The organism is Streptomyces sp. NPDC127177 (assembly GCF_042672475.1).
Lineage (GTDB): Bacteria > Actinomycetota > Actinomycetes > Streptomycetales > Streptomycetaceae > Streptomyces.
The window spans coordinates 120,121-143,511 of record NZ_JBHXUW010000002.1; the positions used below are offsets into that span (position 1 = coordinate 120,121).

General features: G+C 71.7%; 23 protein-coding genes. 17 read left to right on the plus strand and 6 right to left on the minus strand.

All coding sequences use genetic code 11. The annotated features are described in order from the left end of the window. Nucleotides 1–11 precede the first annotated feature (11 nt). Both ACFVJX_RS02900 and ACFVJX_RS02905 read left to right on the plus strand, forming a co-directional pair. Nucleotides 12–812 carry a M23 family metallopeptidase gene (locus ACFVJX_RS02900; protein WP_384125193.1) on the plus strand — a complete coding sequence of 267 codons (801 nt, stop codon included), beginning with the start codon at nucleotides 12–14 and terminating at the stop codon, nucleotides 810–812. A gap of 182 nt (nucleotides 813–994) precedes the next feature. Beyond that, complete coding sequence (locus tag ACFVJX_RS02905; RefSeq protein ID WP_384125195.1) at nucleotides 995–1,705, plus strand: GntR family transcriptional regulator; 711 nt, start codon at nucleotides 995–997, stop codon at nucleotides 1,703–1,705. Between the two features lie 203 nt (nucleotides 1,706–1,908). Here the strand turns inward: ACFVJX_RS02905 and ACFVJX_RS02910 are convergent, their stop codons facing one another. Continuing rightward, on the minus strand, nucleotides 1,909–2,190 hold the full coding sequence (locus ACFVJX_RS02910; RefSeq protein WP_073737688.1) for an HPr family phosphocarrier protein: 282 nt from the start codon (nucleotides 2,188–2,190) through the stop codon (nucleotides 1,909–1,911). 174 nt (nucleotides 2,191–2,364) lie between these two features. Between ACFVJX_RS02910 and ACFVJX_RS02915 the strand changes: the two genes are divergently transcribed. The 4 genes from ACFVJX_RS02915 to ACFVJX_RS02930 all read left to right on the plus strand — a co-directional run bounded on the left by ACFVJX_RS02915 (nucleotide 2,365) and on the right by ACFVJX_RS02930 (nucleotide 7,869). Beyond that, nucleotides 2,365–5,262 (plus strand): GNAT family N-acetyltransferase, encoded by a 2,898-nt coding sequence (locus ACFVJX_RS02915; protein WP_384125197.1) that lies wholly within the window; start codon nucleotides 2,365–2,367, stop codon nucleotides 5,260–5,262. A gap of 68 nt (nucleotides 5,263–5,330) precedes the next feature. After that, nucleotides 5,331–5,927, plus strand: a complete 597-nt coding sequence (locus ACFVJX_RS02920; protein ID WP_384125199.1) for a DUF5998 family protein — start codon at nucleotides 5,331–5,333, stop codon at nucleotides 5,925–5,927. Further along, on the plus strand, nucleotides 5,927–7,114 hold the full coding sequence (locus ACFVJX_RS02925) for an alkaline phosphatase family protein (protein ID WP_384125201.1): 1,188 nt from the start codon (nucleotides 5,927–5,929) through the stop codon (nucleotides 7,112–7,114). The genes ACFVJX_RS02920 and ACFVJX_RS02925 overlap by 1 nt, the downstream gene beginning before the upstream one ends. 104 nt (nucleotides 7,115–7,218) lie before the next feature. Further along, nucleotides 7,219–7,869 (plus strand): thymidine kinase, encoded by a 651-nt coding sequence (locus tag ACFVJX_RS02930; RefSeq protein WP_384125203.1) that lies wholly within the window; start codon nucleotides 7,219–7,221, stop codon nucleotides 7,867–7,869. Nucleotides 7,870–7,915: 46 nt separating this feature from the next. On the opposite strand, the gene ACFVJX_RS02935 is transcribed toward ACFVJX_RS02930, so the two are convergent. Further along, nucleotides 7,916–8,692: a VOC family protein gene (locus tag ACFVJX_RS02935; RefSeq protein ID WP_384125204.1), complete on the minus strand. Its 777-nt coding sequence runs from the start codon at nucleotides 8,690–8,692 to the stop codon at nucleotides 7,916–7,918. A gap of 231 nt (nucleotides 8,693–8,923) precedes the next feature. Between ACFVJX_RS02935 and ACFVJX_RS02940 the strand changes: the two genes are divergently transcribed. Further along, nucleotides 8,924–9,754, plus strand: coding sequence for a sulfurtransferase (locus ACFVJX_RS02940; protein WP_384125206.1), 831 nt, complete (start codon nucleotides 8,924–8,926; stop codon nucleotides 9,752–9,754). 104 nt (nucleotides 9,755–9,858) lie between these two features. On the opposite strand, the gene sepH is transcribed toward ACFVJX_RS02940, so the two are convergent. Beyond that, on the minus strand, nucleotides 9,859–10,923 hold the full coding sequence (gene sepH, locus ACFVJX_RS02945; protein WP_384125208.1) for a septation protein SepH: 1,065 nt from the start codon (nucleotides 10,921–10,923) through the stop codon (nucleotides 9,859–9,861). Between the two features lie 496 nt (nucleotides 10,924–11,419). Between sepH and ACFVJX_RS02950 the strand changes: the two genes are divergently transcribed. Then, the gene (locus tag ACFVJX_RS02950) at nucleotides 11,420–12,538 is read left to right on the plus strand and encodes a hypothetical protein (RefSeq protein ID WP_384125210.1); all 1,119 of its coding nucleotides are present in this window, start codon (nucleotides 11,420–11,422) and stop codon (nucleotides 12,536–12,538) included. Nucleotides 12,539–12,551: 13 nt separating this feature from the next. Here ACFVJX_RS02950 and ACFVJX_RS02955 read toward each other — a convergent pair whose 3' ends face one another. Next, a complete protein-coding gene (locus ACFVJX_RS02955) occupies nucleotides 12,552–13,871 on the minus strand; it encodes a D-arabinono-1,4-lactone oxidase (RefSeq protein ID WP_384125418.1) in 1,320 nt (439 codons plus the stop codon). Nucleotides 13,872–14,302: 431 nt separating this feature from the next. Here ACFVJX_RS02955 and ACFVJX_RS02960 point away from each other — a divergent pair, with 431 nt between their 5' ends. Next, nucleotides 14,303–15,430, plus strand: a complete 1,128-nt coding sequence (locus ACFVJX_RS02960) for a ferrochelatase (protein WP_384125212.1) — start codon at nucleotides 14,303–14,305, stop codon at nucleotides 15,428–15,430. Nucleotides 15,431–15,482: 52 nt separating this feature from the next. Then, entirely contained in the window at nucleotides 15,483–16,301 is an 819-nt protein-coding gene (locus tag ACFVJX_RS02965) for an inositol monophosphatase family protein (protein ID WP_384125214.1), read from the plus strand. 86 nt (nucleotides 16,302–16,387) lie between these two features. Here the strand turns inward: ACFVJX_RS02965 and ACFVJX_RS02970 are convergent, their stop codons facing one another. Then, nucleotides 16,388–16,561: a hypothetical protein gene (locus tag ACFVJX_RS02970; RefSeq protein ID WP_362966737.1), complete on the minus strand. Its 174-nt coding sequence runs from the start codon at nucleotides 16,559–16,561 to the stop codon at nucleotides 16,388–16,390. Between the two features lie 407 nt (nucleotides 16,562–16,968). On the opposite strand from ACFVJX_RS02970, the gene ACFVJX_RS02975 reads away from it, so the two are divergent. The 4 genes from ACFVJX_RS02975 (at nucleotide 16,969) to ACFVJX_RS02990 (ending at nucleotide 20,543) form a co-directional block, all read left to right on the plus strand. Beyond that, entirely contained in the window at nucleotides 16,969–17,622 is a 654-nt protein-coding gene (locus ACFVJX_RS02975) for a response regulator transcription factor (RefSeq protein ID WP_024490544.1), read from the plus strand. A gap of 5 nt (nucleotides 17,623–17,627) precedes the next feature. Continuing rightward, nucleotides 17,628–18,860, plus strand: coding sequence for a sensor histidine kinase (locus tag ACFVJX_RS02980; RefSeq protein WP_384125216.1), 1,233 nt, complete (start codon nucleotides 17,628–17,630; stop codon nucleotides 18,858–18,860). 404 nt (nucleotides 18,861–19,264) lie between these two features. Further along, entirely contained in the window at nucleotides 19,265–19,561 is a 297-nt protein-coding gene (locus tag ACFVJX_RS02985) for a DUF4193 domain-containing protein (protein WP_003965732.1), read from the plus strand. Between the two features lie 13 nt (nucleotides 19,562–19,574). After that, nucleotides 19,575–20,543, plus strand: coding sequence for a hypothetical protein (locus ACFVJX_RS02990; protein ID WP_384125218.1), 969 nt, complete (start codon nucleotides 19,575–19,577; stop codon nucleotides 20,541–20,543). A gap of 102 nt (nucleotides 20,544–20,645) precedes the next feature. Here ACFVJX_RS02990 and ACFVJX_RS02995 read toward each other — a convergent pair whose 3' ends face one another. Next, on the minus strand, nucleotides 20,646–21,104 hold the full coding sequence (locus ACFVJX_RS02995) for a DUF3093 domain-containing protein (RefSeq protein WP_384125220.1): 459 nt from the start codon (nucleotides 21,102–21,104) through the stop codon (nucleotides 20,646–20,648). A gap of 58 nt (nucleotides 21,105–21,162) precedes the next feature. Between ACFVJX_RS02995 and ACFVJX_RS03000 the strand changes: the two genes are divergently transcribed. Genes ACFVJX_RS03000 through ACFVJX_RS03010 form a run of 3 tightly spaced genes read left to right on the plus strand, consistent with a single transcriptional unit; the run spans nucleotide 21,163 to nucleotide 23,055 of the window. Continuing rightward, complete coding sequence (locus ACFVJX_RS03000; RefSeq protein WP_384125222.1) at nucleotides 21,163–21,747, plus strand: PaaI family thioesterase; 585 nt, start codon at nucleotides 21,163–21,165, stop codon at nucleotides 21,745–21,747. Next, a complete protein-coding gene (gene dut / locus ACFVJX_RS03005) occupies nucleotides 21,747–22,280 on the plus strand; it encodes a dUTP diphosphatase (protein ID WP_384125224.1) in 534 nt (177 codons plus the stop codon). Before ACFVJX_RS03000 ends, dut begins: the two co-directional genes overlap by 1 nt. Nucleotide 22,281: 1 nt before the next feature. Continuing rightward, the gene (locus tag ACFVJX_RS03010; protein WP_384125225.1) at nucleotides 22,282–23,055 is read left to right on the plus strand and encodes a DUF3710 domain-containing protein; all 774 of its coding nucleotides are present in this window, start codon (nucleotides 22,282–22,284) and stop codon (nucleotides 23,053–23,055) included. Nucleotides 23,056–23,391 lie beyond the last annotated feature (336 nt).

Here is a 23,391-nt window from a genome sequence, read left to right on the forward strand (position 1 = left end):
CCAGCCACTTCATGGCGTTCACCCGTGCCACCGGGAAGCATCGTGCCCCGAGCCGTCTGACGCGCTGCGGTGCGAAGGCCGTCGGCATCGCGACCCTGGCCACCACCGGCGTCATCGGCTCCATGGCCTCTCCGGCCCTCGCCGCGGACACCGAGACCCCCGCCACCGGCGAGACCGGCCTCACCCAGGTCATCTCGATCGAGGGGGACCTCGCCGAGCGGATCGCCGCCCAGGCGGACGAGCAGCAGCATCAGGCGGACGTCGCGGCGAAGGTGAAGGTCGAGGCGAAGAAGAAGGCCGAGGCGAAGGCCAGGGCGGCCGCGAAGGCCAAGGCCGCCGCCCGCGCCAAGAAGGCCCGGGAGAGCAAGGCGCGTGCCGCCCGCTCCGCCGAGCGCGCCAGGCTGGGTACCTTCCAGCTCCCCGTCGCCGGTTCGTACGTGAGCACCGGATACAAGTCCAGCGGCTCCCTGTGGTCCTCCGGCAGCCACTCCGGCGTCGACTTCCACGCCGCGTCCGGCACCTCCGTCGTCGCCGTCGGCGCCGGCACGGTCGTCGAGGCCGGCTGGGGCGGCGCGTACGGCAACAACATCGTGCTCCGGATGACGGACGGCACGTACACCCAGTACGGCCACCTCTCCTCGATCGGCGTCTCCGTCGGCCAGAGCGTCGGCCAGGGGCAGCAGATCGGTCTCTCCGGCTCCACCGGCAACTCCACCGGCCCGCACCTCCACTTCGAGGCCCGCACCACACCCTCGTACGGCTCCGACATGGACCCGGTCGCCTACCTGCGCGCACACGGCGTCAGTCTCTGACGGCACGAAATCCTCGACGAAGGCCCCGGCACCGTGCCGGGGCCTTCGTCGTACCCGGCCGCACGGCCAAAAGATATTCATGAATTTCCACCCGGCATCGGAAATGCGAGCGCATTGCAATAGAGTCACAGGACAGGCGTCGATCGGCCGCGTTCCGCGGGGATTAAGGCGGAGGTTCGGACATGCGCATTCCGGCGCATTCGGTATGCACGGCAATCCGTGACGACATCGTCTCCGGTGTCTTCGAACGCGGCAGCCGACTCACCGAGGAGGTGCTCGCGCGCCGCTACGGGGTCTCCCGCGTCCCGGTGCGCGAAGCGTTGCGCACCCTGGAGTCCGAGGGTTTCGTGGTCACCCGCAGGCACGCCGGGGCCTGCGTGGCGGAGCCCGACGAGCAGGAGGCCGCCGACCTCCTGGAGGTCCGGATGCTGCTGGAGCCGCTCGGCGCGGCCCGCGCCGCCCAGCGGCGCACCGACGCCCACCTCAAGGTGTTGCGCGGCCTGGTCCGGCTGGGCCAGGAGCGGGCCCGCCGGGGCGAGGGCGAGGACCTGCGGTCATTGGGCGGCTGGTTCCACGAGACGCTTGCCCAGGCCTCCGGCAGCCCCGGCCTGATCGCGCTGCTCACCCAGCTCCGGCACAAGATCGCCTGGATGTACGCGGTGGACCAGCCTGCCCGCCCCGCCGACTCCTGGGCCGAGCACGGGGCCATCGTGGACGCGGTGGCGCGCGGCGACGCGGAACGGGCGAGAGCACTGGCCGCCCAGCACGCCGAGCGGGCCACCGCCGCGCACCGGCTGCGCCGCCCCGACCGGCCGGGCTCCGGCACCGTCCCGCGCGCAGGCCGGGTGAGGACTTCGCAACATGCCGTAAACACCCCGAGCGGACAGCATTAACAATGACGCCGTATACAAAGAGCGGCTATTTGCCGGGGCTTTCCGGGCGGGCTTTCTTTCTGCTGCCCCGAATTTATCCGGCGGCGTCGCGCCAATGGTTCGTACCGATGGGCCGGACTGCTTGCGCAAACGAAAGAGCCGCGACTCCCGGTCGGGGGTGTCGCGGCTCTTCCGCAGGAATTCCGGCGGTCGGGACCGTCGGATCAGACGGTCTCCGGAAGCTCGTCGAGCCCCTCGGCGACCAGCTTGGACAGACGGTCCAGAGCGGCCTCGGCGTTGTCGGCCTCGGAGGCGAGGATGATCTCCTCGCCGCCCTGCGCGCCGAGCCCGAGCACCGCGAGCATGGACGCGGCGTTCACCGGGTTGCCGTCTGCCTTGGCGATGGTCACGGGGACACCGGAGGCCGTGGCGGCACGGACGAAGATGGATGCGGGGCGGGCGTGCAGGCCCTCGGCCCAACCGACGTTGACGCGGCGCTCAGCCATGGTTCTGCCCTTCACGAATCAATGGTTGTCTAGACCAGTCTCTCATGCAGTGTGCAATGCTCCGGCCGGACCTTCGGCCCGTCCCCGGCCCGCGTCCCGCCGCCGGCCGGCCACCCCCAGACTGCCCCGGCCCCGCCCCCCACGCGACCGCTGACAGGGCCGTAGGCTTTGCCCATGGAGCCCTCTGTGGAGCAGAGTCCGCATCACGCCTACCCCGATCACTGGGAGGCGGACGTGGTGCTCCGCGACGGCGGCACCGCGCGGATCAGGCCGATCACCACGGACGATGCCGAACGGCTGGTCAGCTTCTACGAACAGGTCTCGCCCGAGTCGAAGTACTACCGCTTCTTCGCTCCCTACCCCCGGCTCTCCGCGAAGGACGTCCACCGCTTCACCCATCACGACTACGTCGACCGGGTGGGGCTCGCCGTCACGGTGGGCGGCGAGTTCATCGCCACGGTCCGCTACGACCGCATTGACGCGCAGGGCAGGCCCGCCTCGGTACCGGCGGACGAGGCCGAGGTCGCCTTCCTCGTCCAGGACGCGCACCAGGGCCGCGGGGTCGCCTCCACGCTGCTCGAACACATCGCGGCCGTCGCCCGCGAGCGCGGCATCCGGCGCTTCGCCGCCGAGGTGCTGCCCGCCAACAACAAGATGATCAAGGTGTTCCGGGACGCCGGATACACCCAGCAGCGCAGCTTCGAGGACGGCTCGGTCCACCTCACCCTGGACCTCGAACCGACCGCCGAGTCGCTCGCCGTCCAGCGCGCCCGTGAACAGCGCGCCGAGGCCCGGTCCGTGCAGCGGCTGCTCGCCCCGGGCTCCGTCGCCGTCATCGGCGCCGGCCGCAACCCCGGCGGGGTCGGCCGTACGGTCCTGCGCAACCTCCTCGGCGCGGGCTTCACCGGCCGCACCTACGCGGTGAACAGCGCCTTCGCCGCCGACCAGGTGACCATCGACGGGGTGCCCGCCCACCGCTCCCTCGGTGAAATCGGCGAACCCGTCGACCTCGCAGTCGTCGCCGTCCCCGCCGAACGGGTGCCCGAAGCCGTGGCGGACTGCGGGGAGCACGGCGTCCAGGGACTGGTCGTCCTCTCCGCCGGATACGCCGAGTGGGGAGCCGAGGGCCGCGAACGGCAGCGCGAACTGGTGCGCCAGGCCCGCTCGTACGGCATGCGGATCATCGGCCCGAACGCCTTCGGCATCATCAACAACTCCGAAGCCGTCCGGCTGAACGCCTCACTCGCCCCCGAACGGCCCGCCTCCGGACGCATCGGCCTGTTCACCCAGTCCGGCGCGATCGGCATCGCCCTGCTCTCCGGGCTCTACCGCCGCGGCGCCGGACTCTCCACCTTCATCTCGGCCGGCAACCGTGCCGACATCTCCGGCAACGACTTCCTCCAGTACTGGTACGAGGACCCGGACACCGACGTCGCCCTGCTGTACCTCGAATCGCTCGGCAACCCCCGCAAGTTCACCCGCCTCGCCCGCCGCACCGCCGCGGTCAAGCCGGTGGTCGTCGTGAAGGGCGCCCGGCACAGCGGCTCCACCCCGCCCGGCCACGCCGTACCCATCAGCCGGATCCCGGACGCCACCGTCTCCGCGCTGATGCGACAGGCGGGCGTCATCCGCGTCGACACGGTCACCGAGATGGTCGACGCGGGCCTGCTCCTCGCGGACCAGCCGCTCCCGGCGGGCGGACGCGTCGCCATCCTCGGCAACTCCGAGTCCCTCGGCCTGCTCACGTACGACGCCTGCCTCGCCGAGGGGCTGCGGCCCCGTCCGCCGCGCGACCTCACCACGGCCGCCACCCCGCAGGACTTCCGGGACGCACTGGCCGGCGCACTGGCCGACGAGGGCTGCGACGCGGTGATCGTGACGGCGATCCCGTGGGTGGGCGAGGACGGCGAGGCGGAGTCGGGCGACGGCGAGGTGCTGGCCACCGCCCTGCACTCGGCCGCCGCCGCGGGCCCCGCCAAGCCCGTGGCCGTCGTCCATGTCGAGATCGGCGGCCTCGCCGAGGCGCTGGCCGCCGCCACCAGCACGGTGGCCCAGCAGCGGCCCGTACCGCCGGCGCCCGGCGTCCCGGCACCGGTACGACCATCCGGCGCCCCCGCCACGCCTCCGCCCGCGCCCCCGGTGACGCCCGCGCCCGCCGACGCCCCCGCCGCCGGGTCCGAAGGCGTCCGCGCCACCGGACGGATTCCCGCCTACCCCGCCGCCGAACGTGCCGTCCGGGCGCTCGCCGAAGCAGTGAAGTACGCCCAGTGGCGGCGTCAGGCCGCCATCCCCGGCAAGGTGCCCGAGTTCCTCGACGACACCATCGACGAACCGGGCGCGGCCGCCCGCATCGAGGCACTGCTCGGCCCGGACCCCGACCCCCGCGGCAGGCCCCTGGAGCACGACGAGGCCCGCGAACTCCTGGCCGCCTACGGCATCACCGTCCGGCCCACGCTGCCCGCCCCCGACGCCGAGGCGGCCGTCGCCGCCGCCGCGCGGCTCGGCTACCCGGTGGCGCTGAAGACCACGGCGCCCCACCTGCGCCACCGCGCAGACCTCGGCGGTGTCCGGCTCGACCTCGCCACCGAGTCCGCGCTGCGCCGCGCCTACGGCGAACTGACCGAACTGCTGGGCAAGCCCGCCGAGCTCAGGCCCGTCGTGCAGGCCATGGCCCCGCGTGGTGTCGACACCGTCGTACGGGCCACCATCGATCCGGCGGCGGGTGCCGTCCTCTCCTTCGGCCTGGCGGGCGCGCCATCCGAACTCCTCGGCGACACCGCCCACCGGCTGGTCCCCGCAACCGACCGGGACGCCGCCGAGCTGATCCGCTCCATCCGGGCCGCCCCGGTCCTCTTCGGCTGGCGCGGCTCGGCCCCCGTGGACACCGCGGCGCTGGAGGAACTGCTGCTCCGGGTCTCCCTGCTGGTCGACGACCACCCCGAGGTGGTCTCCATCGCGCTGGAACCGGTCGTGGTCGCCACCCAGGGACTGACGGTCCTCGGAGCGAGCGTCCGGCTCTCGCCGCCCCCGGCCCGTACCGACCTCGGCCCGCGCCGCCTCTCCAACTACTGACCCGGCCCCCCGGCGCGGGGCGGGCGGGAGGTCCCCGGCAGCCATCAGCCCCCCGTAGGATGGTCCGTATGGCTAAGACCGGTACGACGACCCAGGGGCTGCGCGCGGCGATCGAGCGCAGCGGCTACTACCCGGCCCTCGTGGCCGAGGCGGTGGAGGCCGCCGTGGGTGGTGAGCCGGTCTCTTCGTACCTGGTGCACCAGGAGACCACCTTCGACTCCAACGAGGTGCGCCGGCACGTCACGGTCCTGGTGCTCACGGACAACCGTTTCGTCGTCAGCCACACCGACGAGCAGAACGCCGACACCAGCTCACCGACGCCCTACGCCACCACCTCCACCGAGTCGGTCAAGCTCGACCGGATCTCATCGGTGGTGGTCAGCCGCGTCGTGGCCAACCCGGAGAAGTACGTCCCCGGCACGCTGCCCCGCGAGGTCGTCCTGACCATCGGCTGGGGCGCGGTCTCCCGGATCGACCTGGAGCCCGCCGCCTGCGGCGACACCAACTGCGAGGCCGACCACGGCTACACCGGCAGCTCCACCGCCGACGACCTGAGCCTGCGGGTCAGCGAGGCCGGCGACGGCCCCGACACCGTGCGCCAGACGCTGGCCTTCGCCCAGGCCCTCTCCGAGGCCACGGCCGCGACCGGGGCGGCCGGCCGCTGATGGTCCAGCCGGCCTGGCAGGACCCCGTACTGCTCCCTGTCGAGACCGCCCCCGTGCCCGAGTACGGCAGTGGCTCGCTCGCCGATCTGCTGCCCACGCTCGTCGCCGGACAGGGCGTCCCCGGGTTCACGGCGGCGATCGCCGAACTCACCCCCGCCGACCGCAACTGCGTCTTCCTGATCGACGGCCTCGGCTGGGAGCAGATCCGGTCGCATCCGGACGAGGCCCCCTTCCTGCACTCCCTGCTGCCCACTTCGCGCGGCGGCACGGGCCGCCCGATCACGGCGGGTTTCCCGGCCACCACGGCCACGTCGCTGGCCTCCGTCGGCACCGGACTGCCCCCCGGCGAGCACGGCCTGACCGGTTACTCCGTGCGCAATCCGGCGACCGGCGCGCTGATGAACCAGCTCCGCTGGCGGCCCTGGTCGGAGCCCAGGGTCTGGCAGCCGTACCCCACCGTCTTCTCGCTCGCCGACGCGGCCGGAGTGCGCACCGCGCAGGTCTCCGCACCCGCCTTCGAGCAGACGCCGCTCACCAAGGTCGCGCTCAGCGGCGGCTCGTTCCTGGGCCGGCTGACCGGCGAGGACCGGATGGACGTGGCCGCCCAGCGGCTGGCCGCCGGGGACCGCTCGCTCGTCTACACGTACTACAGCGAGGTCGACGGCATGGGGCACCGCTTCGGTATCGACTCCGACGCCTGGCGCGGACAGCTGATGCACGTCGACGGACTGGCCAGACGCCTGGCCGAGCAGCTCCCGCCGCGTTCGGCGCTCTACATCACCGCCGACCACGGCATGATCGACATCCCGTTCGACGAACAGTCCAGGATCGACTTCGACGAGGACTGGGAGCTGCGCGCGGGTGTCGCGCTGCTCGGCGGCGAGGGCCGCGCCCGCCATGTGTACGCCGTCCCGGGAGCCGAGGCCGACGTACTGGCCGTCTGGCGCGAGGTCCTCGGCGAGCAGTTCTGGGTGGCGAGCCGGGACGAGGCCGTCGCAGCCGGCTGGTTCGGCCCCCGGATCGACGAACGGGTCACCGGCCGGATCGGCGACGTGGTCGCGGCGGCCCACGACGACGTCGTCATCACCGCTTCCGACAACGAGCCCCACGAGTCGGCGATGGTCGGCATGCACGGCTCGATGACCCCCGTCGAGCAACTCGTCCCGCTCCTCGAAGTACGCTCCTAGGGCGTGTGCCGAACGTCCCCTGCCCCGCGGGCGGAAGGCTTCCGGAACACGTCCCGGCGCTGCCGTCCTGCTCCCCGCCCGTCCCGAAAGGTGCTCAACCCCTCATGCCCGAGCTTGTGTTCTTCTCCGGAACGATGGACTGCGGAAAGAGCACGCTGGCGCTGCAGATCGGCCACAACCGGTCGGCCCGCGGTCTGCAAGGTGTGATCTTCACCCGTGACGACCGGGCGGGGGAGGGGAAGTTGTCCTCCCGGCTCGGCCTGGTCACGGAGGCGGTCGAGGCCGCCGAGGGCATGGACCTGTACGCGTACGTCGTCGGCCGGCTCTCCCAGGGCGGCCGGGTGGACTACGTGATCGTCGACGAGGCGCAGTTCCTCGCCCCGGAACAGATCGACGAACTGGCCCGGGTGGTGGACGACCTGGCTCTGGACGTCTTCGCCTTCGGCATCACCACGGACTTCCGCACCAAGCTCTTCCCCGGCTCCCAGCGGCTGATCGAGCTCGCCGACCGCATAGAGGCCCTCCAGGTGGAGGCCCTTTGCTGGTGCGGCGCGCGTGCCACTCACAACGCGCGGACGGTGGGCGGTCAGATGGTCGTCGAGGGCGCCCAGGTCGTCGTCGGCGACGTCGACCGGCCGGCGAAGGACGTCGGCTACGAGGTCCTCTGCCGCAGCCATCACCGCCGCCGCATGACCAGCGCGTCCGCGAACGCGGGTGCCCTGTCCCCGGACGTCCTGCCGGTCAACCCGGCCTGACGGGGCGGCCGTTTCAGGCCCCTTCCCGATCGCTCGGGTACGCGTCTCAGCGCTCCGCCGATGACACGATCGTGAACGCCGCGCCCTCCGGGTCCGCGACCGTCGCCAGCCTGCCGCCGGCCCCGTCCCTGGGGGGCTGGAGGATGTGCCCGCCGAGCTCCACCACGTGCTGCGCCGCCGCGTCCGTGTCGGCGACGTCGAAGTACGTCATCCAGTGCGGTCCGCGGTCCCGCGGCAGGCCGTGGCCCACGCCGTGCAGCGAGGCGACCGGGCGGCCGTCCAGATGCAGGGTCTGATAGTCGAAGTCGGCCGAGACCACGGCCTCCGTCTCGTAGCCGAAGACCGCCTGGTAGAACTTGGCGACCGTCGCCGTCTCCCGGGTCACCAGCTCGTTCCAGACGGGTGTGCCGGGCGCTCCCGCCAGCGCGGTGCCGACATGACGGGCGGCCTGCCAGATCCCGAAGACCGCCCCGCCGGGGTCGGAGGCGATGGCCATCCGGCCCGCCTCGCCCGCGTCGAGCGGTCCGACGCCCACCGTGCCGCCGCAGGCCCGGATCGTCTCCGCCGTGAGATCGGCGTCGTCGGTGGCCAGATAGGTCGTCCAGGCGATCGGGAGGTGCCGGTCGGGAGGCAGCTGTCCGATGCCGGCCACCTCCTTCCCGTCGATCAGTGCCCGGACATACGGTCCCAGCTGCTCCGGGCCCGGTCCGAACTCCCAGCCGAACAGTTCGGCGTAGAAGTTCTGGGTCGTGTCCAGGCCGTGCACGATCAGGCTCACCCAGCAAGGTGTTCCGGGTTTACGCCGAGCGGCAGCCTCGGTCATCGTCACTCTCTCCTCGGACCATCGTGGTGGCCGTACGGGGGAACGGGCCTGCGCGCCGTCGTGCGGTACGGGATGTGTACGCCCCGTGCAGATGCTTGCACCACCCGGCGCCCGATGCGCCCCGGCCGCGCCGCACTTTCCGTGAACTCGACGGAGGAGGTCTCATTTGTTGCGGTACGGCCATTTCGCCGTTGTTACGGGTGGGCAGGTAACTGCGCGAGGATGGCTCCCATGAAGCCCATCATCTCCGCATCCGAATGTGTGAGCGAGTCGGCGGGGCCACGTCCGCCGGTGCTCCTGGACGTACGTTGGCGGCTGGGTGGTCCGCACGGCCTGCCCGACTACGAGGCCGGGCACATTCCCGGGGCCGTCTTCGTGGATCTGGAGGCAGAACTCGCCGGCCCGGCGGGCAGCGGCGGCCGTCACCCGCTTCCCGAGCCGGCGGAATTCGGTGCGGTGATGCGCCGCGCCGGGATCAACCGGGACAGTTCGGTGATCGTGTACGACGGCGGCCTCGGCTGGGCGGCCGCCCGGGCCTGGTGGCTGCTGCGCTGGGCGGGGCACCGCGACGTCCGGGTGCTGGACGGCGGTCTCGCCGCCTGGACCGGCGAACTGTCGAAGGAGACGCCGGCGCCCACCGAGGGCGACTTCGTCCCGGAACCGGGCGCGCTTCCCCTGCTGGACGCGGACGGTGCGGCGGCCACAGCCCGCTCGGGCCTGCTGCTCGACGCGCGCGCCGCCGAGCGCTACCGGGGCGATGTGGAGCCGATCGACCGGGTCGGCGGGCACATCCCCGGCGCGGTCTCGGCCCCCACCACGGAGAACGTGGGCACGGACGGACGTTTCCACCCCGCCGAGCGGCTGGCTTCCCGGTTCTCGGCGCTGGGCGCCACCGAGGACATCGGAGACGTCGGTGTCTACTGCGGTTCGGGGGTCTCCGGCGCCCACGAGGTGCTGGCGCTGGAGATCGCCGGATTCACGGGAGCTCTCTACGCGGGCTCCTGGTCGCAGTGGTCGGGCGACGCCTCCCGCCCGGTCGCCACGGGCCCGGACCCCAGGTAACGGGGCGGCGGGCCGCAGCGGAGCCGGCGCGTACGCTCCGGGCGCCGAACGAGGGCCCGTACACGATCGCGTACGGGCCCTCGTCATGCCGCGGGCACCCCGCGTCAGTCCTGCTTCTTGCGGCGCGTGCCGAAGACGATCTCGTCCCAGCTCGGCACCGCGGCCCGGCGGCCCGGCCGGACACCGTCCGCCTCGGCCTGCCGGTCCGTCGTACCGGTCAGCCGGTCACGGTGACCGGCCACCGCGCGAGGCATCAGCACGTCCGCGTAGGCGGAACCGGCACCGGCGGAGGCGGCCGGGGCGGGCGGTTCCTCGGCCTCGGGCTCCTGCGCGGCCGGTTCGATCGCCGGGGGCTCCGGCGGCGACGGGCGTTCCGGTACGACCATGTCACCGCGGAAGCTGGGCACGGCCTCCAGCAGGCTGGTGAGCGAATCGCGTTCGCTCGCCGTGACCCCGCCGACGCGCTCCTCCGGCTCCGGCGGCGGAGGCGGGGCGGGGCGCTCGATCTGACGGTCCAGGGCGCGGTCCAGCGGCCGGTCGCGCGGCAGCCGGGCGATCCGCGGAACGAACGGGAAGCTGGGTTCGGGCGCGGCGACGTCGTCGGTCTCGCCGATCAGCGAGCGCGCCTCGTCGTCCACGGCCTGGACGAGCCGGCGCGGGGCGTCGTACGTCCAGCTCGCGGAGTGCGGCTCACCGGCGACCCGGTACACCAGGAGGACCTCCCAGGTGCCGTCGTCGCGGCGCCAGGAGTCCCACTGGACGGTCTCCCTGTCGGCGCCGCGCAGCAGGAGTCTCTCCTGTACCGCCTCGCCGAGCTGGGGTCCGGTGTTCTCGCCCGGACGGCGCACAGGAGTCTTCCGGGCCCGCTCGGCCATGAAGGCGCGCTCCGCGAGCACGGGGCCCTCGAAGCGGCGGACACGGTCGACCGGAATACCGGCGAACTGAGCGACTTCCTCCGCCGAGGCACCGGCTCGTATCCGGGCCTGGATGTCACGCGGTCGGAGGTGGCTCTCCACCTCGATCTCGATCTGGCCGAGCCGCGCGCGGTCGTTGCGCACGGCGGCTCGCAGCCGCTCGTCGATCGGAAGCGTGTACTCCGTGCTGTCCGCAGCCTTGAGCACCAGTCGTGTGCCGTCGTTGGAGACGGCCACGACACGCAGTTCGGGCATGGGGACCTCCCGGGTGGTGCCTGCCGACGTCACGTGCGTCGCTGCTTCCGCTAGTCGAGTGTGACCTGCCCGGGTGCAGCCTGCCACAACATTGCCGTGTTGCCCGGCGTGTCGGGCGTGAGCCCTTGATCGCCGATGTGGCACGGTGACCTCTTGCGCAACACAAAGTGACCGTTGGTCACTCCGTGCAGCCGGCCCCCGTGCGATGCCTCGGCGCCGCCGGATCGAGTGCCTCCTTCGGCCCCCTCCCGAAGGTCCCGGACTTCCACGCGGGAGTCCGGCCCCAGGGCTCGCCACAGTACTCCATTCGGGCCACGTGGGTGGACCGCCGCGCCGTCGAAGTTCTCGCGCGGCACGGGAGTTGAGCTACCCAGTTGGACGCGGGATGCCCCTTCCGGGTGTCCTGCTTCACAGAATCACCGTAAACGGAACTATCGGCTTCGCTCAAATGTCCCTTGTGTTGCATGGTGGGAGCGATGTCAATCAAGGGCTGGAAATGGTGCAGAAGCCGGAAAGTGACATAGAACCCAGAGAAAGGCGGATAGATCTCAGCTTGCCCCAGGTTGCGGGCAGTGCCGTGGCGGCGGTCGCGGCAGCCGTGGCGGCCTCGCAACTGGGCGTGTACGGAACGATTCTGGGCGCCGGCGTGATGAGCGTCGTGGCGACCTGTGGGGGCTCGGTCTTCCAGCACTTCTTCCGTCGTACGGGTGAACAGATCCGTGAGGTCACGGTCCAGGTGAAGCACCCGGACCGTGAGGTGACCGTGCACACGCGCCAGACGCGCGACGCCGGGGACGGGGACGGGACGTGGGGGACCCCCGAGACGCGGGTCGCGGTGCGGGAGGCGGAAGGATCCGCCGACGCCGCCGCCGTGCCGCGCGCACCGGACGCCACCACGGTCCTGCGTCAGGTCGGCGCGACGGCCGCCGCACCCGAGGACGCGGACGACACCACAGTCCTGCGCGCCGTGGACGCCACCACCGTTCTGCGTGCCGTGGACGCCACCACGGTCCTGCGCGGGGCTACCGACGACCCGGGGCGCACCCAGCTGATCAAGGCGATCGACGGCGCCCGGCCGCTCCCGGCCGGCGCCGGCGACGAGGCGTTCTCGGATGCGACCACGCACGGCACCCGGATGCGCGGCTGGAAGCGCTCCGCGCTCGGGGCCGCCGTGGTGTTCGTCGTCTCGATGGCCGGGATCACCACGTTCGAACTCGTCTCCGGCAACGACCTGAGCGGTGGTCAGGGAACGACCGTGGGCTCCGTCGTGCGCGGGGACCGCGGCTCGGACCCGGCCGGCCCGGCACCGTCGGACAGCACCGGCCCGTCCGCGGACAGCCCGGCCCCCGACCAGGACAAGAGCACGGAGCCCGGCTCCGACCCGAAGGACGGACAGAGCCGGAGCCCTCGGACGGACCAGGGGGACAGCTCCACGGGGGACCCGACGCCGACCCCCTCGCCGTCGGACTCCGCGGGGGACGGCACGAAGCCGTCGCCCACGCCCACCCCGACCCGGACCGATGACGGCGGCAGCACCGCCCCCGACCCGGCGGGCACGGGCAGCGCCCCGGCGGATCAGGACCGCGGACCCGCCGGTACGGACACCGGGGAGTGAACGCGGGCGGCGGTCAGTCGCCCAGGACCCGGCGCAGGTAGTCGTTGGCGAAGAGGCGGTCCGGGTCCAGCCGGTCCCGGACCGCCGTGAACTCGCCGAACCGCGGGTACACCCCGGCCAGGTAACCGGCGTCCCGCGTGTTGATCTTGCCCCAGTGCGGGCGGCCGCCATGGGCGGTCATGATCCGCTCCACCGCGGTGAAGTACGACTGGTAGGGCGTGCCCCGGTACAGGTGGACGGCGATGTACGCGCTCTCCCGGCCCGAGGCCGTGGAGAGCGCGATGTCGTCCGCGGGCGCGGTCCGCACCTCCACCGGGAAGCTGATCTTCAGCGGAGAACGCTCGACCATCGCCCTGACCTCGCGCAGCGCCTCCACGGCCGCCTCGCGCGGCAGGGCGTACTCCATCTCGACGAACCGCACCCGGCGCGGGCTGGTGAACACCTTGTACGGGATGTCGGTGTACGTACGGGCCGACAGGGCGCGGCTGGAGAGCTTGGCGATCGACGGGATCGTGGCGGGCACCGCCCGGCCGAGCGAACAGGCGGCCTGGAAGACGCCGTTGGAGAGGAGCTCGTCCTCGATCCAGCCGCTGACCCTTCCGGGCGGAGCGGCGGGGCCCGCGCTGCGGTTGTTGCGCTTGGTGTTGCAGTTGCCGGTGTGGGGGAACCAGTAGAACTCGAAGTGCTCGTTCTCGGCCACCAGCTGATCGAAGTCGGCCGTGACCCTGTCGAAGGGCATCGGCTCCTCGCGCGCGGTGAGCAGGAAGACCGGCTCCACGGCGAAGGTGATCGCGGTGATGACGCCCAGGGCTCCGAGCCCGATCCGGGCGACGGCGAAGACGTCCGGGTTCTCGGTCTCCGAGCAGGTCAGCACCGTGCCGTCCGCCGTGACCAGCTCCAGGGCGCGGATCTGGGCGGCTATCGACGCGGAGTCACGTCCGGTGCCGTGGGTGCCGGTGGAGGTGGCCCCGGCGACGGTCTGGTCCATTATGTCGCCCATGTTGGTGAGCGAGAGGCCCTCGCGGGCCAGCGCGGTGTTGAGGCGCTTCAGCGGGGTGCCCGCCTCGACGGTCACCGTCATCGCCGCACGGTCGATCTCCCGGATGCCGGTGAGCAGATCGGGGCGGATCAGCAGCCCGTCGGTTGCCGCCGTCGCGGTGAAGGAGTGACCGGTGCCCACCGGCTTGACCTTCAGGCCGTCCTCGGACGCCCTGCGCAGCGCTTCGGCCAGCTCGTCCACGGAGGCGGGCGACACGGTCCGTACCGGACGGGCGGTGACGTTCCCCGCCCAGTTGCGCCACGGGCTCGTCGTCCGTGCGTAGGTGTCGGTCATCTTCCCCGCGCCCTTCCGTAGGAACCGGCCCACTGAGCCGGCGGTGCCCCCGGGAACGCCGTCGCGGCCGCGATCGCTCCCGCCGGGGCGGGCACCCGCGTACCCCGTCCTCACCCCGGGCGTCGAACAGCCGGCCGGTGGCCGGGGAGCCGAACGTCCACCTACGGCGAGCCCGGCGCTGGTCCGGGTCGCGCCCTCGGTCGGTCTCGTGCGCGGTACGCGCCGTTCGACGAGGACCATGGTGGTGACCATCGTCGGTGCGATGGCGAGGCCCGCGGCAAAGAGCGCCACGGCCAGGAACGACAGGCTCCCGGCCAGTTGGAGGGGGATCATACTCACGGCCGTCGCACGCACTCCCACCAGCCACCGGCCGGAGGGCGGGACGGATGTCGGTGGGAGAGGTCCCGGGAACGGGTGGCAGGATCGATGTCATGTCCGATCTGCGCGATCCCGCTCCCTACGACGCCCTGCTGCTGCTCTCCTTCGGAGGCCCCGAGGGCCCGGACGACGTGGTCCCGTTCCTGGCGAACGTGACCCGCGGCCGGGGCATCCCCGAGGAGCGGCTCAAGGAAGTCGGCAAGCACTACTTCCTGTTCGGCGGCGTCAGTCCGATCAACGGCCAGAACAGGGCGCTGCTCGACGCCCTGCGCAAGGACTTCGCGGATCACGGACTGGATCTGCCGGTGTACTGGGGCAATCGCAACTGGGCGCCCTACCTGACGGACACCCTGCGCGAGATGGCCGCGGACGGGCACCGGCGCATCGCCGTCCTGGCGACCAGCGCGTACGCCTCCTACTCCGGCTGCCGGCAGTACCGCGAGAACCTCGCCGAGTCGCTGGCCGCCCTGGAGGCCGAAGGCCTGCCGGTGCCGCGCGTCGACAAGCTGCGGCACTACTTCAACCACCCCGGCTTCGTCGAGCCGATGGTGGACGGCGTCCTCGCGTCCCTGGCCGGCCTCCCCGAGGACGTACGGGCCGGGGCGCACCTCGCCTTCACCACGCACTCCATCCCCACGTCGGCCGCCGATGCCTCCGGCCCGCCCGAGGCGCACGGCGACGGCGGCGCGTACGTCGCCGAGCACCTCGACGTGGCACGGGTGATCGTCGATGCCGTCCGTGAGCGGACCGGCGTCGAACACCCCTGGCAGCTCGTGTACCAGTCCCGCAGCGGCGCCCCGCACATCCCGTGGCTCGAACCCGACATCTGCGATCACCTGGAGTCGCTGCACGGCGAGGGCGTACCCGCCGTGGTGATGGCACCCATCGGCTTCGTCTCGGACCACATGGAGGTCCTCTACGACCTCGACACCGAGGCCACCGCGAAGGCCGCCGAGCTCGGTCTGCCGGTACGCCGGTCCGCGACCGTCGGCGACGACCCGAGGTTCGCGGCCGCGGTGCGCGACCTCGTGCTGGAGCGCGCCGCCGCCGAACGGGGACGCGGCCCCGGGCGCTGCGCGCTCGGGGCGCTCGGGGCGAGCCACGACCTCTGCCCGGCCGGCTGCTGCCCGGCCAGGGTGGCCAGGCCGGCCGCCGCCGGCGCCGACAGCCCGTACGCCTGACGCACGCCGCCACCGACCCGCCAAGCCCCTCCTCACCCCTCTTGGGAGCGCCGTGACCGACCCCCTGCTGTCCGAACTGCTCGACCTCGCCCTGGACGTCGCCGGCCGGGCCGGAGCGCTGCTGCGCGACGGCCGCCCCGCCGACCTGGGGGTGGCCGCGACCAAGTCCAGCCCGGTGGACGTCGTCACCGAGATGGACATCGCCGCCGAGAAACTGATCACCGGCTTCCTGTCCGAGCGCCGCCCCGAGGACGGCTTCCTCGGGGAGGAGGGTGCCAGCTCCGAGGGCAGCAGCGGCATCCGCTGGGTGATCGACCCGCTCGACGGCACCGTGAACTATCTGTACGGCCTGCCGACCTGGGCCGTCTCCGTCGCCGCCGAACGGGACGGCGAGCGGGTCGTGGGCGTGGTGGAGGCTCCGATGCGCCGGGAGACGTACCACGCGGTCCTGGGCGGCGGTGCGTACGCCAAGGGCGGCGCCTTCGGGGACGGGGCCGCCCTGCGCTGCCGGCCCGCTCCGCCGCTCGACCAGGCCCTCGTGTCGACCGGGTTCAACTACGTCGCCGACGTCCGCGCGCACCAGGCCGACGTGGCGCGCGTGCTGGTCCCGCGGCTGCGGGACATCCGGCGCGGCGGATCGGCCGCGATCGACCTGTGCGACGTCGCCGCGGGCCGCCTCGACGGCTATTACGAGCGCGGACTGCACCCCTGGGACCTGGCGGCCGGTGACCTCATCGCCAGGGAGGCCGGCGCACGGACCGGCGGGCGGCCGGGGCAGCCCGTGGACGGCGGGCTGACGGTGGCCGCGTCACCGGGCGTCTTCGAGCCCCTCCAGTCACTGCTGGAGGAACTGGGCGCCTGGCACGACTGAGCCGCTGTACGGCCCGTCAGCTGCGCCGTGACGAAGAAGGCCCCGCGGAGTGCCGGTACGGCACCGCGGGGCCTTCTCGTGACGGCTCAGACGCTTGTGGCGCCGATGTGGACACCGTGCTCGGCCGCGAGGCGGTGCAGATCCTCCAGCTCGCTCTGCTCGACGTCCGCAAGGAAGTCGTCGCCCGTCTCGCGGGCCTTCGTGAGGTCGGACTCGGTGGTCTTGATGCGTTGCAGCAGACCTGCGGTGAAAGCGTCCATGAGGCGCCCCCTCATCGTGGGTCGGTGGCACGGGGGTGTGCCCGGGTTTCCCTCCGCCGAAGCGGTAGGGCGGGTGATCACGTGTTCTCCGGGGGAACGGAGGGGCCTGTGGCACGCCACATACGAGACGTGATCGCGGGTGTGAAATCGTCCTCCCCAGCCCAACCCTCAGAGAAACCTCAACTGGTCGGAAAAACCGCCGAATTCCCCGAAGTCGCAGGTCGGGCCGCGCCGTCTTACCGCCGGTTTATACGCGTTACGGGCAGGATGGAGGCGCACGGACCGTGCCTGGGTGCGGCCCGGATCATGGACCCGGGTCTGTTTCGAACGTTCCGCCGGTCCGTTTCGAACGTCGTGCAGTTCTGTTGTGGAAGTTCTGTCGTGGAAGTTCTAAGGAAGGAAGCGCCGTGCGCGTACTCGTCGTGGAGGACGAGCAACTGCTCGCCGATGCGGTGGCCACCGGATTGCGCCGGGAGGCCATGGCCGTCGATGTCGTGTACGACGGCGCAGCTGCACTGGAGCGCATCGAGGTCAACGACTACGACGTCGTGGTGCTGGACCGGGACCTCCCCCTGGTGCACGGCGACGACGTCTGCCGTCGCATCGTCGAGCTGGGCATGCCGACCCGGGTGCTCATGCTCACCGCATCCGGCGACGTCAGCGACCGGGTGGAGGGTCTGGAGCTCGGCGCGGACGACTACCTGCCCAAACCCTTCGCCTTCAGCGAGCTGACCGCGCGGGTACGGGCGCTCGGGCGCCGTACGACGGTCGCCCTGCCACCGGTCCTGGAGCGTGCCGGGATCAAGCTCGACCCGAACCGCCGCGAGGTCTTCCGGGGCGAGCAGGAGGTCCAGCTCGCGCCCAAGGAGTTCGCCGTGCTGGAGGTCCTGATGCGCAGCGAGGGCGCCGTGGTCTCGGCCGAGCAGCTCCTGGAGAAGGCGTGGGACGAGAACACCGATCCGTTCACCAACGTCGTCCGGGTCACCGTCATGACCCTGCGGCGCAAGCTCGGCGAGCCCCCGGTGATCGTCACCGTGCCCGGCTCGGGCTACCGGATCTGACGCCGGTGCCCACGGTCCAGCCGCCACCGACGGCGCCCCCCAAGCCCACCTGGGAGCCCAAGCAGCAGGAGCCCCCGTACCCCTGGCTGCGTCCGACCATCCGGATACGGCTCACCCTGCTGTACGGCGGCATGTTCCTGATCGCCGGCATCCTGCTGCTGTCGATCATCTACATGCTGGCCGCGCAGGCCCTGCACGTGGGCAGCGAGCTGCCGTTCAAGATCGCCAACGGCTCGGTGACCAGCGACATCTGCAACCTCCCGGAGAAGGCGTCGGTCGAGACCTTCAACGCCGCCATGAACTCCTGCGTCAACCACCAGCGTCAGCAGGCGCTCGACACGCTGCTCAACCGGTCCCTGCTGGCCCTCGTCGGTCTGAGCGTCATCGCCTTCGCCTTCGGATACGCGATGGCGGGACGGGTGCTCTCACCGCTGGGCCGGATCACCCGCATCGCGCGCCGGGTGGCCGGAACCGATCTGTCCCGGCGCATCGAGCTGGACGGCCCGGACGACGAGCTCAAGGAGCTCGCCGACACCTTCGACGACATGCTGGACCGGCTGGAGCGGGCCTTCACCGCGCAGCAGCGGTTCGTCGGGAACGCGTCGCACGAGCTGCGCACCCCCCTGGCGATCAACCGCACGCTGCTGGAGGTGCATCTCTCCGATCCCGAGGCACCTCCGGAGCTCAAACAGCTCGGCAAGACGCTGCTGGCCACCAACGAACGCAGTGAGCAGCTGGTCGAGGGACTGCTGCTGCTCGCCCGCAGCGACAACCAGATCGTCGAACGCAAACCCGTCGACCTCGCCGAGGTGGCCTCCCGCGCGCTCGACCAGACGCGGGCCGAGGCCGAGGCCAAGGGCGTGGAGATGCGCGGCGGGCTGGGCCCGGCCGTCGTGCAGGGCAACGGCGTGCTCCTGGAGCGGATCGCGCTGAACCTCGTGCAGAACGCGGTGCGGTACAACGTCCCGGACAGCGGCTGGGTCGAGGTCTCCACCGAGCTCCTGCCGGGCCAGGCCCTGCTCGTCGTCTCGAACACGGGACCTGTGGTGCCCGGCTACGAGATCGACAACCTCTTCGAGCCCTTCAGGCGGCTGCGTACGGAGCGGACGGGCAGCGACAAGGGGGTGGGGCTCGGCCTGTCGATCGCACGGTCCGTCGCGCGCGCTCACGGAGGCCGTATCATCGCGGAGCCCCGCGAGGGCGGTGGTCTTGTGATGCGCGTCTCACTGCCTGTCTGACGGGCCGGACGAAGCGATTCGCACGCGGATTATTTTGTTCGCTTTGAGCGGAATTTTCGGGACCCGCTCCCGGAGGGCCCGTGTGTGATCGATCACAGGAGCGATTTTCCGGCCGTCCACGCTCCGTGATCAGGGATCCCACCGGAAAACCGGCAAAAGTCGGGGTTTTCGGGGGCCAATATCACGGGAAGTACACGGGGTGGCGCCTGCAAAGGGCACCGCCGGGACCGTGTACGGTCCCCATCGCCACCCAAGCCGATCACTCTCGAGCGGTCCTTTTGGGTGTCGATTGAGTAACAGACCTTGATGTGAGGCAAAATCTCCGCCTCGGGTCGGGCACAAGTCCGGCCTCTCACGCGTTACGTGCGCTGAGACACCGCAGACACCCAGAGGGGGAGAGCGACATGGCAACGGATTACGACACCCCACGCAAGACCGACGACGACGTCGATCAGGACAGCCTTGAAGAGCTCAAGGCGCGTAGGAGCGACAAGACGGCCTCGGCCGTGGACGTCGACGAGTTCGACGCGGCCGAAGGACTGGAGCTGCCCGGCGCAGACCTGTCCAACGAAGAGCTGGCCGTAAGGGTCCTGCCCAAGCAGGCCGATGAGTTCACGTGCATGAGCTGCTTCCTCGTGCACCACCGCAGTCAGCTGGCCCGCGAGAAGAACGGCCAGCCCATCTGCCGCGACTGCGACTGAGGTCCGGTCGGCCGTGGCAGGGGACACACCGTTCCGGAAGCGGCGCCCCCGGCGCAAGAAGTCGTCGGAGGCGCATCAGGGCGGGACAGACCCGGCAGAAGGCGTAGCAGCGCCTGCCGAGCTGTCCGCCCTGCCACCTTCGCCGGGCGGACAGGATGACGAGCGGGGCCGGCCGGCCTCGCTCGAAGCAGCCGAACCGGCTGCGGAAGTCGACACGGCCGACGGGGCCGAACAGGTCGACAGGACGGAGCCCGTGACCGGGGCAGGCCGTCTGAATTCAGTGAAACGGGGCGTACGCAAGGGCGGGGAGAGCGCCAGGGCAGCGATCGGTCATATCGCGGACCTGATCATCGACATCGCTCCCCGCGTCCCTGTACGCGATCTCGCCACGTTGCGGAGACAGTTCCCGGACCTCGGGCCCGAGGAACTCGCCGACCGCCTCATCGCGGGGGCCGGCAAGGCCACCGCAACCGTCGGCGCCGGAATCGGCGCGGCGGCCATGATGCCCGTACCGCCCGCCATGCTCGCGGAGCTGGCCGCGGAGATCACCGGTGTGGCAGCGATCGAGATGAAACTCGTCGCGGAACTGCACGAGGTCTACGGACTGCGCCCGCCGGGCGGCATCACCCAGCGCTCCACCGCCTACCTCACCTCCTGGACCGAGGAGCGCGGCATCGACGTCGCCCATCCGGCGACGGTCAACGCGGCGCTCGGCGGCCAGATGAAGCGCGAGCTGCGCCAGCAGATCATGAAACGCACCGTGCGCGACCTGCCGAACCTGATTCCGTTCATGGTCGGCGCCACGGTCGGCGCGATGATGAACCGCCGCGACACCAGGAGACTTGCCGAACGGGTCAGGAAGGATCTGCGCAAACGTCAGATCCCGTGGGACCGGCTGCCGGAGCTGCCGCCGCTGGAGCGGCCCGCGGTTCCGTACGAGCCGCTCGCCGCGGACCCGGAGGACCGGCCCTCCAAGGACTGACCGGCCCCGCAGCGCCTGCCCGCGCAGGGCAGCCGAGCGCCACGCGGGCCGACCGGAAGCGGCACCCGCCCCCGGCGCCTCCGTCCGCCCCTGCCCGCGCCCTCAGGCCCGGACCGCCGCCTTCAGCGCCGCCACCAGTGCCTGCGGCTCGCGTGTCGAGAGATAGACGTACGGCGTCGGGTCCTGCGGGTCCGTGACCTTCACCCGCACCGCCGTCGGGATGTAGCTGCGCAGCAGCATGAACGCCCGGGTGTCCGCCTTGTACGAGCGCCAGGCGCGTGCCTCGTCGGCGTCCAGCGCCTCGGCCTCGCCGAGCGCCGAGACCGGGATACGCGCGTCGCCCGCCACGAGGGCCCCGGCCACCACCCTGATCCGGGCGGAGCCGTAGGAGCTGACCACCACGGCCGCAGCGGCCGTACCGCCCACCAGGCCGGCGAGCAGCGGCAGGGTGCCGAGCGGCAGCAGCATCAGCGCGCACGCGATGCCGAAGAGGAAGGAGATCAGCCACCAGGAACGGGGCGCGGTGAGACGTTCGTCGAACGGCGGGGCGGAAGGCTGCATGTGCCCAAGCTTGGCACGGCGCGACCTGCGGGGACCCGCGCGGGTAAGGTCTGCGGCTGTGAGTGGAACATCTGCGGCTCTGAAGCCCCCGGCCGACGCGGTCAAACCGGTCCGGCACCCCGACGCACCGGCCCCCGGCGAGCTCCTCGGCGCGCACTACGAACACTGTTTCGGCTGCGGTGGGGGACAGCCGCACGGGCTGCATCTCCAGGCGCGGGCCGGCGAGGGTGTCGAGGTGACCGCCGAATTCACCGTGCAGGCCGCCCACCAGGGCGCTCCCGGGCTGGCACACGGCGGAGTGCTGGCCACGGCGCTCGACGAGACGCTCGGCTCGCTGAACTGGCTGCTGCGGGTGATCGCGGTGACCGGACGGCTGGAGACCGACTTCGTCCGCCCCGTCCCCGTCGACACGGTCCTGTTCCTCGACGCCGAGATCACCGCCGTGCACGGCAGGAAGATCTACTGCCGGGCGACCGGCCGGATCGGCGGCCCCGACGGGCCCGTCGCGGTCCGCGCCGAGGCCCTCTTCATCGAGGTGAAGGTCGACCACTTCATCGACAACGGCCGCCCGGCCGAGATCCAGGCCGCGATGGCCGACCCCGACCAGGTCAAGCGAGCCCGTGCCTTCGAGGTGAACCCGTGATGCGCCACCCCGTGGACGTGCTGATCCGCCGGACCGACCCGGACGTGCCGGTCCCGGCGTACGGGCACCCGGGCGACGCCGGGGCGGACCTGGTGACCACCGAGGCGGCCGAACTGGCACCGGGCGAGCGCGCCGTGCTCCCCACCGGGGTTTCGATCGCCCTGCCCGACGGGTACGCCGCGTTCGTGCACCCCCGGTCGGGTATCGCCGCGCGCTGTGGAGTCGCCCTGGTGAATGCCCCGGGGACAGTTGATGCCGGGTACCGTGGAGAGATCAAGGTAATCGTCATCAATCTCGACCCGCGCGAGTCCGTGCGGTTCGAGCGGTTCGACCGGATTGCCCAACTGGTCGTACAGCAGGTCGAGAAGGTGCGCTTCCACGAAGTGTCGGAGCTTCCCGGTTCGGCGCGGGCCGAGGGGGGCTTCGGGTCCACCGGCGGCCATGCCGCCGTTGATGTTGATGGCGTCCGGGGCAGGGTTCCCCAGGGCGGGAACAGCTACGCTTCGGTCGAATCCGACCGGGAAGGACAGTGACGTGTTCGGACGTCGCAAGAACAGTGGTTCCGCCGAGGACACGGCGGACGAAGCGCGCGAGGCCGAGCAGGTCGTCGACGAGCTCGATGACGCCGATGCCGCCGAGAGCGGATCGCGTCGGACGAACCTCCCGCCGGCGCCGCGACCGGACGGGCCGTGGGACATCGAAGAGGTCTCCCAGCCCGGCGAGGGCCGGGTCGACCTCGGCGGCATCTTCGTGCCCGGTGTCGAGGGCATGGAGCTGCGTGTAGAGGTGGCCGGGGACGCGATCGTCGCCGCCACCGTCGTGCTGCGCGACAGCGCGATCCAGCTGCAGGCCTTCGCTGCCCCCAAGAAGGAGGGCATCTGGGGCGAGGTGCGTGAGGAGATCGCATCCGGCATCACCCAGCAGGGCGGGATCATCGACGAGATCGAGGGCCCGCTGGGCTGGGAGCTGCGCGCGCAGGTCCCCGTACAGCTCCCCGACGGGGCGAACGGCGTGCAGCTGGTCCGCTTCGTCGGCATCGACGGCCCGCGCTGGTTCCTGCGCGGTGTGATCTCCGGTCAGGGCGCCGTGCAGCCGGAGGCCGCCGGGCTGCTGGAGACGGTCTTCCGGGACACCGTGGTGGTCCGTGGCGACGGCCCGATGGCCCCGCGCGACCCGATCGTCCTCAAGCTCCCCAACGACGCCCAGATGGTCCCCGAGGGCGTTCAGCAGGAGGAGCAGGAGGGCTCGAAGTTCTCCGGCGGCATGGGCCAGCTCCAGCGCGGCCCCGAGATCACCGAGGTGCGCTGACCCCGCACCCTCGCAGCACCGGCCGGTGGGCCGTATCCCTTCCACGAGGGGTGCGGCCCACCGGCATTTCCGTGTCCGGCGGTACCGCGCCTGCCCGGGGGAGAGTGGCAGCCCGTATGGGGCGCGTATCGGGCACGTACAGGCGCCGTCAAGGGGCGGCCCATCTCCGTATGGAAGGCATCAACGCAGGTCACAGCGGTGCCTGCGGCAGCTTTGCTCATGGGGTCAGAGAAATCCGAACCTCATCCAGGAGCACCCGATGGCCGACATGGCCTTCGTCGTCACCACGATCGCGGTCTTCGCGCTGGTGGCACTCATCGCCAAGGGGGTGACGAG

Excerpts from the sequence above, each read along its gene's own strand:
- ACFVJX_RS02900 (WP_384125193.1), top strand. The coding sequence starts at position 12 with ATGGCGTTCACCCGTGCCACCGGGAAGCATCGTGCCCCGAGCCGTCTG.
- ACFVJX_RS02905 (WP_384125195.1), top strand. The coding sequence starts at position 995 with ATGCGCATTCCGGCGCATTCGGTATGCACGGCAATCCGTGACGACATC.
- ACFVJX_RS02910 (WP_073737688.1), bottom strand. The coding sequence starts at position 2,190 with ATGGCTGAGCGCCGCGTCAACGTCGGTTGGGCCGAGGGCCTGCACGCC.
- ACFVJX_RS02915 (WP_384125197.1), top strand. The coding sequence starts at position 2,365 with ATGGAGCCCTCTGTGGAGCAGAGTCCGCATCACGCCTACCCCGATCAC.
- ACFVJX_RS02920 (WP_384125199.1), top strand. The coding sequence starts at position 5,331 with ATGGCTAAGACCGGTACGACGACCCAGGGGCTGCGCGCGGCGATCGAG.
- ACFVJX_RS02925 (WP_384125201.1), top strand. The coding sequence starts at position 5,927 with ATGGTCCAGCCGGCCTGGCAGGACCCCGTACTGCTCCCTGTCGAGACC.
- ACFVJX_RS02930 (WP_384125203.1), top strand. The coding sequence starts at position 7,219 with ATGCCCGAGCTTGTGTTCTTCTCCGGAACGATGGACTGCGGAAAGAGC.
- ACFVJX_RS02935 (WP_384125204.1), bottom strand. The coding sequence starts at position 8,692 with ATGACCGAGGCTGCCGCTCGGCGTAAACCCGGAACACCTTGCTGGGTG.
- ACFVJX_RS02940 (WP_384125206.1), top strand. The coding sequence starts at position 8,924 with ATGAAGCCCATCATCTCCGCATCCGAATGTGTGAGCGAGTCGGCGGGG.
- sepH (WP_384125208.1), bottom strand. The coding sequence starts at position 10,923 with ATGCCCGAACTGCGTGTCGTGGCCGTCTCCAACGACGGCACACGACTG.
- ACFVJX_RS02950 (WP_384125210.1), top strand. The coding sequence starts at position 11,420 with ATGGTGCAGAAGCCGGAAAGTGACATAGAACCCAGAGAAAGGCGGATA.
- ACFVJX_RS02955 (WP_384125418.1), bottom strand. The coding sequence starts at position 13,871 with ATGACCGACACCTACGCACGGACGACGAGCCCGTGGCGCAACTGGGCG.
- ACFVJX_RS02960 (WP_384125212.1), top strand. The coding sequence starts at position 14,303 with ATGTCCGATCTGCGCGATCCCGCTCCCTACGACGCCCTGCTGCTGCTC.
- ACFVJX_RS02970 (WP_362966737.1), bottom strand. The coding sequence starts at position 16,561 with ATGGACGCTTTCACCGCAGGTCTGCTGCAACGCATCAAGACCACCGAG.
- ACFVJX_RS02985 (WP_003965732.1), top strand. The coding sequence starts at position 19,265 with ATGGCAACGGATTACGACACCCCACGCAAGACCGACGACGACGTCGAT.
- ACFVJX_RS02995 (WP_384125220.1), bottom strand. The coding sequence starts at position 21,104 with ATGCAGCCTTCCGCCCCGCCGTTCGACGAACGTCTCACCGCGCCCCGT.
- dut (WP_384125224.1), top strand. The coding sequence starts at position 21,747 with ATGCGCCACCCCGTGGACGTGCTGATCCGCCGGACCGACCCGGACGTG.